Origin of the sequence: Breoghania sp. JC706, from assembly GCF_037026715.1 — a bacterium.
In the GTDB taxonomy this organism is placed as follows: domain Bacteria; phylum Pseudomonadota; class Alphaproteobacteria; order Rhizobiales; family Stappiaceae; genus Breoghania.
Genome location: NZ_JBANCG010000001.1, coordinates 386,013 through 398,242, shown reverse-complemented (window position 1 = coordinate 398,242; position 12,230 = coordinate 386,013). Strand labels below are relative to the sequence as shown.

9 protein-coding genes are annotated in these 12,230 nt (G+C 66.9%); 2 read left to right on the top strand and 7 right to left on the bottom strand.

Going from position 1 to position 12,230, the window contains the following annotated elements:
• Window positions 1–210 precede the first annotated feature (210 nt).
• The 6 genes from flhB to flgB form a co-directional block, all read right to left on the bottom strand.
• Window positions 211–1,287 carry a flagellar biosynthesis protein FlhB gene (flhB, locus tag V2L18_RS01715; protein ID WP_336176020.1) on the bottom strand — a complete coding sequence of 359 codons (1,077 nt, stop codon included), beginning with the start codon at window positions 1,285–1,287 and terminating at the stop codon, window positions 211–213.
• A 12-nt stretch (window positions 1,288–1,299) separates the two neighbouring features.
• Window positions 1,300–2,064 (bottom strand): flagellar biosynthetic protein FliR, encoded by a 765-nt coding sequence (fliR, locus tag V2L18_RS01710; RefSeq protein ID WP_336176018.1) that lies wholly within the window; start codon window positions 2,062–2,064, stop codon window positions 1,300–1,302.
• Window positions 2,065–2,075: 11 nt separating this feature from the next.
• Window positions 2,076–2,345, bottom strand: a complete 270-nt coding sequence (gene fliQ / locus V2L18_RS01705; RefSeq protein WP_336176016.1) for a flagellar biosynthesis protein FliQ — start codon at window positions 2,343–2,345, stop codon at window positions 2,076–2,078.
• A gap of 372 nt (window positions 2,346–2,717) precedes the next feature.
• Entirely contained in the window at window positions 2,718–3,035 is a 318-nt protein-coding gene (locus V2L18_RS01700) for a flagellar hook-basal body complex protein FliE (protein ID WP_336176014.1), read from the bottom strand.
• A 69-nt stretch (window positions 3,036–3,104) separates the two neighbouring features.
• Window positions 3,105–3,515, bottom strand: a complete 411-nt coding sequence (gene flgC, locus V2L18_RS01695; RefSeq protein WP_336176012.1) for a flagellar basal body rod protein FlgC — start codon at window positions 3,513–3,515, stop codon at window positions 3,105–3,107.
• 71 nt (window positions 3,516–3,586) lie between these two features.
• Complete coding sequence (gene flgB / locus V2L18_RS01690; RefSeq protein ID WP_336176010.1) at window positions 3,587–3,988, bottom strand: flagellar basal body rod protein FlgB; 402 nt, start codon at window positions 3,986–3,988, stop codon at window positions 3,587–3,589.
• A gap of 602 nt (window positions 3,989–4,590) precedes the next feature.
• On the opposite strand from flgB, the gene V2L18_RS01685 reads away from it, so the two are divergent.
• Together V2L18_RS01685 and fliP are read left to right on the top strand one after the other, a co-directional pair.
• A complete protein-coding gene (locus tag V2L18_RS01685) occupies window positions 4,591–6,903 on the top strand; it encodes a flagellar biosynthetic protein FliO (protein ID WP_336176008.1) in 2,313 nt (770 codons plus the stop codon).
• Complete coding sequence (gene fliP / locus V2L18_RS01680; protein WP_336176006.1) at window positions 6,900–7,664, top strand: flagellar type III secretion system pore protein FliP; 765 nt, start codon at window positions 6,900–6,902, stop codon at window positions 7,662–7,664. Before V2L18_RS01685 ends, fliP begins: the two co-directional genes overlap by 4 nt.
• 446 nt (window positions 7,665–8,110) lie before the next feature.
• Here fliP and V2L18_RS01675 read toward each other — a convergent pair whose 3' ends face one another.
• Window positions 8,111–12,112: a hypothetical protein gene (locus tag V2L18_RS01675; RefSeq protein ID WP_336176004.1), complete on the bottom strand. Its 4,002-nt coding sequence runs from the start codon at window positions 12,110–12,112 to the stop codon at window positions 8,111–8,113.
• Between the last annotated feature and the right edge of the window lie 118 nt (window positions 12,113–12,230).

The window sequence follows — 12,230 nt, the reverse complement described above, 5'->3', positions numbered from 1 at the left end:
CCGGCTGCCGATGGGCTCGATCGTTCAAAAACACCACATGCCGCCCGCCCCGGCCCCGCCGGGCATCGCGGACGCTCACGCCCGGCATCGGCTGTCGCAGCGCGCCGGCGCGAAGCTGACGGATACCACGATTCCCGCGCGATTCACCCGTTTTCGCGAAATGCGGCGCCCGAATTCGGCGCGTCAACTTGAAGCCTGAGGCATTCGGGATCAATTGCGCCGCCACGATTTCTTCTTCTTCAGGCGCATCACGTAGCCGATCACCTCCGCGACCGCGCGGTAATGCTCTTCGGGAATTTCCTGGTCGATCTCGATCTGCGCGTAAAGGGTGCGGGCAAGCGGCGGGTTTTCCACGATCGGAACGTCATTGGCCTTGGCGATCTCGCGGATCTTCAGCGCAACCTGATCGGAGCCCTTGGCGACGCAGAGCGGCGCCTGCATGCCGTCCTCGTATTTCAGCGCCACGGCATAGTGGGTCGGGTTGGTGACGACCACGGTCGCACTCGGCACAGCCGCCATCATGCGCTTGCGCGCGCGTTCCATGCGGATCTGGCGGATGCGGCCCTTGACCATCGGGTCGCCTTCCGACTGCTTGTACTCGTCCTTGATCTCCTGGATCGTCATTTTCTGGCGCTCGTACCACTTGTGGCGCTGCCACAGGAAATCGGCCGCCGCCACCACCGCCATCAGCGCGATGATCGCACCCAGCAGCTGCAGCGAGATCTCGCGCGTCTCCGGCAGGATCATCACGACGTCGCGCCTCACCATGGTGTCCAGCTCGTCGCGCATCGGCCACAGCACCGCGAACATCAGCGCGCCGACCGCGGCGATCTTGACCACACCCTTGGTGAAGTTGACGAGGCTGTCCTTGGAGAAAATGCGCTTGGCGCCGGAAAGGGGCGAGACCTTCGACAGCTTCGGCTTCATGTTCTCGCCCGACCACACGAAGCGGTGCTGCACCAGGTTTCCCGCCACCGCGAGCACCACCAGGAACAGGAACGGCAACCCGACGGCCGCGATGATCATCATGCCGGAGGAGAAGAACAGTTCCCGCACGCCGCCGGAATCGATCGGGATCTGCCAGGAATTGGCGAGAATGCCGGTCATGTCGCTGCCGAGCCTGCCGGCGATGGAGGGAGCGAACATGGCGACGACGAGGGCGGCGCCGACGAGCGAGAACCAGGTGGAGACCTCCTGGCTCTTGGCCACGTCGCCGCGCTTCAGCGCCTCGTCGAGCTTCTTCTGTGTCGGGTCTTCCGTTTTTTCGGATTGATCGCTCTCGGCCATGGTCCGGGCTCCCTAGCGCACCACGAACCGGCCGAGCACCTGCTCGATATGGCCCATGTACCAGGTCATAAGGGTCGCCAGCAGCAGCATCAGAAGGCCGATGCCGAGAAAGATGTTCGCCGGCATGGCGATGAAGAAGATCTGCATCTGCGGCATCAGGCGGTTGAGCAGGCCGAGCCCGAAATAGAAGACGAGCCCGAACACCATGAAGGGCGAGGAGATGCGCATGGCGATGGAAAAGGCCGCGGCCACCGTGTCGACCGCGCTTTTCGCCAGATCGCCGACCGGCATCCACTGGCCCGGCGGAAACAGCGTGAAGCTGTCGTTGAGCGCGGCGATGACGAGATAGTGGAGGTTGGTGGCGAAGATCAGCGTGACCGCCAGCAACGACAGGAAGTTGGCAAACAGCACGCCCTGCTGCGCCTGGGTGGGATCGAAGGCCATGGCCATGGCGAGGCTCGACTGCTGGGCGATGATCGTGCCGGCGATCTGGATGCCCGCCATGATGAGGCGCACCGACAGGCCGATGAACAGCCCGACCACGAATTCGGAACCGAACATGACGATCAGCGCGCCGAAATTGTTGGGCACCGCGGCCGGATAGCGCCCGGCCAGCATCGGATAGAGCAGCATCGCCAGAAGCAGCGCCAGCGACAGGCGGATGCGCGGAGGGATGTTGGATTCGCCCAGCGCCGGCAGCAGCATCATCATCGTGCCCAGCCGCGCGAAGATCAGCATGAACAAAAGCGCGATCTGGGGCAGGAAGGAGACTGTCACCCGCCGCCCCCTCAGCCCTGGCCCTGTATGATCAGCGTCATGATCTGGTTCATGTAGGTCGCCAGCGCCTGCCCCATGAACGGCAGCACCAGCATCAGCGTGAGGAAGATCGCCAGGATCTTCGGCACGAACACCAGCGTCATTTCCTGGATCTGGGTCAGCGCCTGGAACAGCGCGACGATGAGCCCGACGCCGAGCCCCACCACCATCACCGGGGTCAGCATCTTGATCAGCACGAAAAGGCCTTCTCGGCCGATATCGAGCACTTCCGCTCCGTTCACCTCAGATCATCCCGCTTGCTGCTGGTGTCGTTCGCCAACGTGGTCCGGCCGGCCACGCATGGTTAATGACCGGTTATCATCCTAGACGGAGTCGCCCCGCCATGCACACCTGTCCGTTGTCGCGATGCGCGGGGCGGATCGGCATGTGGTTCGGGTGCCTGTGGCCCATCCTTCGAGACGGCGTCTGCGACGCCTCCTCAGGATGACGTCCTCGGGTGGCTGGTTTTGAAGACCGCATCAACACACACAACGTCATCCTGAGGAGGCGCGAAGCGCCGTCTCGAAGGATGGGCCGCAAGCGAAAAAGCCGCGGATCGAAAAGCCGCGGGCAAAGGCTCCGAACACGGCCGCACGCCCCACCCAGCCGAGCGCTCAGATCGACATGCGCATGATCTCTTCGTAGGCCGAGATCACCTTGTCGCGCACCGAAACCATCGTCTGCAACGCGACTTCCGTCTCCGACACCGCCGTTACCACGTCGATGACGTTGGCCTTGCCGTTCATCATGTCGACGGTCTTGGTATCGGCAACCTTGCCCTGATCGACCACGCCTTCCACGGCCGACTTGACCATGTCGCCGAAGTTCGGAGACAGCGCGTCGTCCTTGACCTCGGTGTTGAGCGCGGCCCCCTTGCCGGCGAGGCGGGCGGCGTTCTGGTAGGCGTTTGCGGCGATCGACGGAAGTGTCATGGCCTTGAGGTCCGTATTCGCTTGGGTGTCTTGGCAAGGCGGTCACGCCCTGCTGCGGCGTGCCGCCGTTCAGGCGCGAAGAATGTCGATGGTCCGCTGCAGCATGCGGCGCGTCGACTGGATGACGTTGAGGTTCGCCTCGTAGGAGCGCTGCGCCTCTCGCATGTCGACCGTCTCAATCAGCGTGTCGACATTGGGAAGCCGCACGTTGCCGTTCTCGTCGGCGGCCGGGTTGCCCGGCTCGTAGCGCGTCTTGAAATCCGACCGGTCTTCCTGAATGCGGCCGAGCTGCACCGTCTTGGCGTCGAGTTCCCGGTCGAGCTTCGACTGAAACGTCGCGATCTTGCGCCGGTAGGGATCCTCGTTCGGCGTGCGACCGATGGAATCGGCGTTGGCGATGTTCTCCGCGATGACGCGCATGCGCCCGCTCTGGGCCTTGAGGCCCGAGGCGGCGATCATCAGCGACTTCATGAAATCCATATCCGGCCTCCAATCAGGGCCTCGCGGGACCTATGTCCCGCCGTTCTCTTCGGTACCGGCTCCGACCTGCGTCAGCTCTTGCCGATCGCGGTCTTGATCATGCCGAGACCGCGCGAATAGAGGGTCGCCGCCGCCTGGTAGTCCATCTGGTTGGAGGTGACCTTCATCATCTGCTCCTCCAGCACCACGGAATTGTCGTCCGGCGTCACCTCGAAGGAGCCGACCTTGCGCGGATCTCCGAGCCCCCGCGAACTAGAGGCGTGCATGTGACCCGGCTCCGTCACCGCCAACGTCACCGGCTTCACGCCGGAGCGGTTCAGCGAATCGCTGAAGGTGGGCGCTTTCAGATCGCGGCCGATGTAGCCGGGCGTATCGGCGTTCGCGACGTTCTCCGACAACACCTGCTGGCGTTCCTGATGCCACTGCATCTTTGTCTTCAGGGCCTGAAAGACGGAAAGATCTGAAATGCCCATGCGACGGCTCCTGAAACACCCCCGCCGGCTTGCGGGGACGTTATTAACATTTGGTACATCTTGCCGCCCCGATGGTTAACGAGGTGTTAACGCCGTTAAGTTTTCGGTAACGCAAAACTGGCGCAAAACCTCGGTCTTTCACGTAGCAGACCGCCTCAAGCCTGCCATCCGCATTGTTTCTGACCGGCAAATTTTTCCCACATCTGTTAACCTTGAGCGACCGTGAACGGCTTCCGTCGCCGCAATCGCGGGGAATATTCCGCACGCGGCAACCCGGCACGAGAAAGGGTCAAAAAAAGCGAACGCGGAGGGCGCATGGGCCCTTGCAGGGCCGCGCCCGGGCGCGGCGGGAGACAAACAACGCGGGCTGCGCGGGCGAAAAGCCGTTGAATTTGCCTTGGTGAAATGCGGGAATCTGCTCGAAAACGGGACAAAGCGACGCCAAGATTGTAAGAGAAACTCCGAATAGGATGCGGCGACGACTCAAAAGCCGCAGGCCGGCGCGACTTTTCCGCCTTGCCGCGTGCCCGCTAGACGGCCCGCGCGACGGATGGTTGCTCAAGGCGCACAACGGGCAGCGATAAAACGACAGTGAGGACTTAATGAACACCTGGCTGGAGGAGGCATTCAACCTCGACCCCGGCTTTGCCCGCGGGCTGCAATTCGTCATCGCCCTGCTGGTCGTTCTGGGGTTGTTTGCCGTGGTCATCTGGATCCTGCGCCGCGTCGGCGGCGGCGGGATGGGGCGCGTGCCGCGCAACCGTCAGCCGCGCATCGCCGTGATGGACCATGCCGCGCTCGACGCCCGCCGCAGGCTGATCCTGATCCGGCGCGACAACATCGAGCACCTGCTGCTGATCGGCGGCCCGTCCGACGTGGTGGTTGAGCAGAACATCGTGCGCGTTCAGCCGGCCAGCAGCTATCCGCGCGCCGGGCAGAACCATCACCAGCCCTATCCCGGCCAGATGCCGCAGCAGCCGGCGCCCGCACAGCGCCAGCTGCAGCCCGCGCCGCAGCCGGCCATGCCGCAGCCGCAGGTTTCGCCGCCGGCGCCGACGGTCGCCAACGAGGCCGGGCAGCATCAACGGCCCGTACCCCAGACCATGCCGCTGCACCCGGCGGATGCGCAGGCCGGCGCCGCCCGCCCGCTGCCTCCTCAGCAGCCGAACTTCGGGCGCCCCCAGGCACAAGCGCCCCAGGCCCCGCACCCTCAGGCCCCACATCCTCAGGGCCAGCATCCTCAGCCGCAGCATCCGCAAGGCCAGACCTTCCGGCGCGACGACGCCGCGCGCTTTGAGCCATCGCGCCCCGAAGCGCAACAGCGCCCCGGCAGCCAGCAACAGGCGCCCCAGCAGGCCGCGCCGCAGCAGCCTGCCGAGGCCGGTGCGCCGGAGCAGCGCAAGCGGCTGTGGCCTTTCGACGCCGCGCAGCGCGGCACAAAGACGGACGAGGCGCGCGACGCCTCCGCCGGCCCGGCAGAGAGTGGCGAAAGCGAGCGCCGTGGCGCGGCCGGCATGATGCGGGCCGGCTCCGCCGTTGCGGGCGCGGCCCAGGCGGTCGCCCGTTTCCGCACCAGCCTTTCCGAAAAACGCGGCTCCAGCACGTCGGAGAGCGGCGAGAACGGCGACGCCCGCGAGAAGACGGCAACCCCGCCGGCCCGCGAGCCCGCGAGCCCCGCCCGGCCCGCGCAGCCGTCCGCCCCCCAGGCCACGGCGCCTTCGCAGCCGGCGGCACACCCGGCCGCCGCCCAGACGATGCCCCGTCAGGAGCCCCGCCCGGAATCCCGCCCCGAACCCCGCCCCGAACCTCGCATGGAGCCGCGCGCCGAGCCCCGTCCGCCGGCGAACTTCGGCAGCCTGAACCAGCCCTACCGCGCAAGCGCCCATCCTCAGGGCCCAGCGGCTCAGGGCCCAGCGGCTCAGGGTGCAGCGGCTCAGGGTGCGCGGGGGAACGGCGTTCCGGGAAATGGCACCCCCGGCAACGGAACGGCGAAGGAAAACGGCAACGGGGCACGGTCCGACCAGCGCCCCGAGACGCGCCCAGGGACGGGCCCAGGGACACGCAATGAGCCTCGTTTCGAGATGTCGCGCATCACGCCACGTCCGGTAAGTGTCGACGTATCGCCTTCGCCGGCAGCGGCGGACGCAGCGCCCCAACCTCAGGCCGAAACCGAACCGCAGGCCGAGCCGAAACCCGCCCCCCAGGCGGCAGCGGCATCCGGCCCCGCGCCACAGAGTGCTCAGGAAGCCGTCCAGCGCCCGGAGAGCCCGGCCACCGCACGCGGTGCAGAGCCCGAACCCGCAAAGGCTCCGGACGCGGGCCCGAAGACACCCGGCGAAGCTACCGACAAGGCGACGGAAGCAACCGGTGCAGACGAAAAGCCGAAGGCCGAGGAAGCTCGTCCGGCGGCAAAGGCCCCGGCCTTCTCCGGCGGCGAGCTCGATCTTGCCGCGGGTCTGGAGGAAGCCCTGCTCGGCCCCGCCCCGGAACCGGTGAAGCCCGCGCAGGCGGCACCTGCGCCCATCAAGCCGGACGAGGCCAAGGCGGACGAGGCCAAGCCGGAAGCCGCGACGCCGGAGACGGCGCGGCAGACGGAGCCCGATGCGCCAAAGCCCGAAAATCGGCAGGAAACCCGACCGGAGCCGGTGAAGGCAGAGCCGGCCGAACCGAAGCCGGCCAACGATGCCGGCGCGGCTTCGCAAGCTCAGGCAAAGGCGGAGCCCGCGCCCGTCAAGCCGGCGGAGCCCGCCGCGCCAGTCGCGCCGAAGGTCGCCACTCCCGCACCCTCGCGCACCGATGAGCCCTCGGCGGAAGATGAGGAGAGTTCCGGCCCGAGCGGCGATGTCACCATCGACACGATCGAGGAAGAAATGGCGAAGCTCCTGAAGGAGATCGGCGGAAACACGAAGTCATGATCAAGGTGCGATCCGGCCGCATCAGCCGTCCGGCGGCGATTGCGATAGCGGCGGCAGCCGTCGTCGCGCTCACCGCCGGCGCCGCATGGGCGCAAGGGGTCACGATCAACTTCGACGACAACACGACGCTGACGGAACGCGCCGTCCAGCTCGTCGCCCTGATCACGGTGCTGAGCCTGGCGCCGTCGATCCTGATCATGGTGACGAGCTTCACGCGCATCATCGTGGTGCTGTCGCTGCTGCGCTCTGCCATCGGCCTGCAGACTGCGCCGCCGAACTCGGTGATGATCAGCCTCGCGCTGTTCCTCACCGCCTTCATCATGGCGCCGACCTTCCAGACCGCCTACCAGACCGGCGTGCAGCCGCTGGTGGCCGGCGAGATCGATTTCGAGCAGGCTTTCGAGCGCTCCGTCGTGCCGTTCCACGCCTTCATGCGGGCGAACGTGCGCGAGAACGACCTGGCCCTGTTTCTGGAAATGGCGAACCAGGAGCCGCCGGCGAGCCCGGAGGACCTGTCGCTGCGCGTGCTGGTCCCGGCCTTCATGATCGGCGAGTTGCGCCGCGCCTTCGAGATCGGCTTCCTGCTTTACCTGCCGTTCCTGATCATCGACCTCGTCATCGCCTCGGTGCTGATGTCGATGGGCATGATGATGCTGCCGCCGGTGGTGATCTCGCTGCCGTTCAAGCTGATCTTCTTCGTGCTGGTGGACGGCTGGAACCTCATCGCGGGAAGCCTTGTGCGATCCTTCGCAGGCGGCTGAGGCCGCACGCGCCGAGAGGCGGTGGCCTTGGCGATGACCGGAGCAAGCGGTCGGAGAAGGCGGTCCATCCTTCGAGACACCTGCGTTGCAGGCTCCTCAATATCTGGCCCGAAAACGCTATCGCGTTATGCGCTTTCGCTATTTTCCCTTACGCCCATCTGTCGTCATTGCCCGGCGAAGTCCGGGCAATCCATTGCCAGCCGCAGCATTCGGGGCGCACTGGATCACCCGGACTTCGCCGGGTGATGACGATGGAAGGGGTTGAAGGGGCTCAGAATTCGGGAAAAAGAAAGCACTGCCATTTTCGAGCCAGGCTCGCAGGATGACGTTGTGTCTGTTGCAACTTCCGCTGCATCGACAACACAATAGCGTCATCCTGAGGAGCCCGCTTAAGCGGGCGTCTCGAGGGATAGGCAGCTTGCTCAGCTCATTCCACGTTGCGTAGCTCAGGACGCGCTCGGACTGGCCTCTGCCATGCCGACGGGCACGTCGCTGGAGCGGTCGGAATTCAGGTAGTGGCGGCGGTATTCGTCGAGGAAGCTTTCCATCGTGTCCACCGCGGCGATGTTCTTCACCACGCTCATGAATTCAACGCCCTTGCTGTCGATCGGACGCGTCACAACCTCGAAGGCGGCGCCAGACGGGCTGTTGGCCATCTTCGACACGTACTTAGACCGCAGCCGGTCGAGGCCGAGCTGGTCGCCGGCGAACGAATAGGCGATGGCCGCGCGCAGGATGTCGAGCCGCTCACGGTCCTCCAGCGCGATGTCGTCGGCCCAGCGCACGCCGTGCATGCGCTCCAGCTGCTCGCCCGCCTCCTGCCAGCGCTTGGCCTGCCACAGGGTGTCGGCCCTCAGCCGGTCGACCTCGGGGCCGCGCAGGTTGGAGACGAGCTCCATGGCGAGATCGGCACGGTCGGTGTCGGCGAGCGCGCGCGCCTCCACCAGCCGGCGCTGGCGGTCGAGCGTCTTGGGCAGCTGCGCCTGGCGCGTGCGGTTGAGGACGGACAGCGCGCGCTCCGGCTGGCGGTCGAGCAGATAGACCAGCGCCAGGTCGGCCGCGATCTGTGCGCGCGCCACGCCCTTCAGCCGGTGATCCACCTGATATTGCAACAGCTCGGCCGCCTGATCGAGGAGATCGACGGAAATCAGCCGGTCAGCCAGCCGGCGCACCATCTCGTCGCCATCGGCCCCGATCGGCGTCAATTCGCGGAAATCGTAGTAGAGGGCCAGCGCATCGATGGGCTCAAGCTCGTCCGCCTTGCCGTCGAGAAACAGCGAGGAGAAAACCGCGTGCATTTCTTCCTGCAGGAGCCGGGTCGTCTGCGAGGAGGGATCGGCCTCCACCGCCGCGCGCATCGCCTCGAAGGCTTCGCGGTAATCGCCGTTGGCCGCCGCGAGCTGGGCGAGGAAGCGCAGCGACTTCAGTTCCGTCTCATCGCCGCGCCAGATGGTGGTGAGCCCCTCGAGCCGCTTCTTCGCCTCCTCCGCATCAATGCCGCCGTCGCGGTAGCGGATCCTGAGCGCGCGGTAGGTCGCCTCCGCCGCGCGCGGACGGTCGGAGGACCGGGCAACGATGTCGAAGGCGCGCAGCGCTTCTTCCGAGCGGCCGGCCGCATCGGCCACCCGGCCGCGCAGCACATCGTAGCGCGCGGCCTGCGTCTTCGACAGAGAGGTCGGGTCGATTTCCGACAGGAAGCCGGAGGCGGTGCCGAAATCGTTCAGCTCGACCAGCGCCTTGGCCCCGGCCAGATTGAATTCGGCCTGGAACGTCACCGGATAGTTGCCGATCACCGCCTGCGCCTTCGGCAGCGCGACGCGGGCGTCGGCCCACTTGTTGAGCGCGACGTCCGCCATCATCCGCCACACCGCCGCGTCCGGGCTGTCCTCCAGAATCGGCTGTTCCAGGTATGACAGCGCCGCCTTCGGGCGCGCCGCCATGACGTTCGCCGCACCGCTCGTCAGGTTGAAGACCGCGTCGTTTACGACCGCCGGATTGTCCGATTTCACCAGATCCAGCATGCCCAGCGCCTCGGCCGCGAAATTGTTCGCGACCTGGAACTGGGCGAAATCGAGCCGTGCCGGTCCGCGCTCTTCCGCCGGCAGCGCGGCAAGTGCCAGCTCGCGGCGGCGCAATTCGTGCACGTATTCGGTCGTGCTGTTGGTGACCAGACGGGTCAGGTCGCCGTAGGTCGGCGCATTGAGAGGTTCGCCGTTGCCGAGAAAGGCGCCGTTGCGCGCGTTGGCGCCCGACAGGGACAGGCCGCCCTCCTTGCGCTGCACGAGCACGTCGTCGCCGGAGAAGACCACCTCCAGATCGTCCACATGCGGCACGATCGCGATGCCGTGGGCGGAGGACAACGTGTCGAGCTCGACGAAGGACTGCCCCTTGATGAGGCCGCGGGCCGGACCGAAGCCGGTGACGACCTCGATCTTGTCGCCGATGACGGGATCGGTGAAGACGTGGTGAGCGACCGGCTTGCCGAAGGGAATGCGCAGGATCGAGCCGCCGTTGCCGCGCATGTTGCGGTTGACCTCAAGCGGCTTGGACGGCTCCAGGATCATCTCGCCGATGGTCAGCACCCAGCCCGAGCCTTCCGTGCCGACGGTGGTCAGCACGCGGTCGGACAGTTCCACCCGGAGCGCCTGCCAGTCGCCGTGCTTCTCTATCTCCATCGATTTCGTCGTGCCCTTCAGCGCCGTGCGTGCCGCGCCGAGGTCGATGGGAACGTCGGTATCGAAGATCAGCCACAGCGTGTCGCCACGGCGGAAGACGGCGGAGGAAACGGGATCAAGGAACGGGAAGACGATGCGCACCGTATCGCCGATGCGGCGCGCCTCGACGCTGACGAAATTGCGGATGGCCGCAAATTGCGCGTCGTTGGCAAGCTCCGGGTTGGGGCGCGCGTCGGGCAGGCTCGCCGGCGGCGGAGAGGCCCGCGTATCCGGCTGGAAGGTGTTGTCCGCGATGAGCTTGGAGATGTCGTCCCCGGAAGACGCGGGCGCCTGGGGAGCTTGCGTCTGTGTGGCCACAGTCTCGGGTGCGGCGGCAGGGGCCGCTTCGGCTGAAGCTGCGGGGGCCTCGACGGGCGACGAGGCTGGCGCGTCAGTGGCTGCGGCCTGTTGCGGCTTGGGCTCCGGCAAGCCGCGCTGCGCCGCAGCCCCCTCGGCCGGCGAGGGTGTCGCGGCAGGCGGGTTCGCGGCAGCAGGCGGCGTCGCGGGCGGTGCGGCAACAGGCGCGGTGGCGGTTTCAGGCGCAGCGGGTGCCGGCGTGGCCGGGACCTGAGCTGCCGGCGTGGCGGGGACCTGGGTAGCCGGCGCCGCGGCAACCTGTGCCGGGGGTGCGGGGGCCGGGGGTGCGGGGGCCGGGGCTGCGGGGTTCGTGGCTGTGGTTGCCGGGGCAGCTGCCTCGGGCGCCGGCGCATCGGCCTGGCGGTTCTCCTGGGCTGCGACGACCGCATCGGCGGCCAGGAGCTCTGCCGGCTGGGCCTCCGGATCCTGCGCCGTGTCCATGGAGCCGTCCGCCTTCGCCGTATCGATGCCGGCGGCCGTAACCATTTCCTTCACGCCCGACGGCGCGTCGCCCGACAGCGCCTTGCTCATCTTGGCGTTGACCGGATCGGACGGCCCGACCTGTCCGCCGACCACGTCGAGCACATAGTTGCCGCCCTCGCGGAAGGCGCGGATATCGACGGACGGGTTGACCCGCATGAGGAAGTTCAACCGGTCCTCGGCCTTGAAGGCGGTGACGTCCACCACGCCCGGCGGCAGGTGGACCTTCAGATCGGAGATATCGAGATCGACGGCGTGGTTGAACAGCACCTTGACCAGATCGCCCTCGCGCACGAATTGCGAGTCGAACGGTACCGTCCATTCGAAGACCAGCCGCGTGAAGGTGGGATGCTCGCCGACGCGCAGCTCCACCCCGGGCAGCTTGCGGTTGTGAAGCTGCGCCTGCTCGATCTCGCGCAGCTTGCGCATGGCCGCTTCGGCGCGCTTGGCCAGTTCCTTGACCACGTCGTCCGGCAGGCTCGGCGGCAGGCCGGACCAGTTCGCCGGCAGCACATCGACGAACAGTTTCTCGCCCGCCTCCATCGTGTTGATGCGGGCGTCTCCGGAAAGCGCGAGCCTGAGGCCGGAACCATCGGGATCGAGCCGGACCACGGACACGTAGTTGGAAAGCGCACTCGAGATCGATCCCTGCACCTGCAGGTCGACCGGTTCGGGAAAGGTGATGCGCAGCACGCCGCTGGCGATGCGCGCGTCATAGGTCGGCAGGAGCGTGCGGTCGCGGAAGGTGATGACGATCCGGCCGTAGCCGTCCTGCTGGCTCGCCTGGACATCGGCCACCGGCCGCTCGGCCGCATTGGCGGCACCGGCCAGCGGCAGGGCAATCACAACCAGAAGGAGCAGGAGCAGGAGCAGCGCGACGGCGCCCCGCAAGGCCATGCCCGCGCACGCTTGCGCAAGGCGCGCGGGACACACGCCGTCTGGGCCTTGCAACGCGGGTGACCGCTCCGTCATGCACACACAATCCATCGTCCGGAAAGCCGCCCCCAAACCTTCA

Coding starts and splice junctions, on each gene's coding strand:
- flhB (WP_336176020.1), bottom strand. CDS start 1,287: ATGGCCGAGAGCGATCAATCCGAAAAAACGGAAGACCCGACACAGAAG.
- V2L18_RS01700 (WP_336176014.1), bottom strand. CDS start 3,035: ATGACACTTCCGTCGATCGCCGCAAACGCCTACCAGAACGCCGCCCGC.
- flgC (WP_336176012.1), bottom strand. CDS start 3,515: ATGGATTTCATGAAGTCGCTGATGATCGCCGCCTCGGGCCTCAAGGCC.
- flgB (WP_336176010.1), bottom strand. CDS start 3,988: ATGGGCATTTCAGATCTTTCCGTCTTTCAGGCCCTGAAGACAAAGATG.
- V2L18_RS01685 (WP_336176008.1), top strand. CDS start 4,591: ATGAACACCTGGCTGGAGGAGGCATTCAACCTCGACCCCGGCTTTGCC.
- fliP (WP_336176006.1), top strand. CDS start 6,900: ATGATCAAGGTGCGATCCGGCCGCATCAGCCGTCCGGCGGCGATTGCG.
- V2L18_RS01675 (WP_336176004.1), bottom strand. CDS start 12,112: ATGGCCTTGCGGGGCGCCGTCGCGCTGCTCCTGCTCCTGCTCCTTCTG.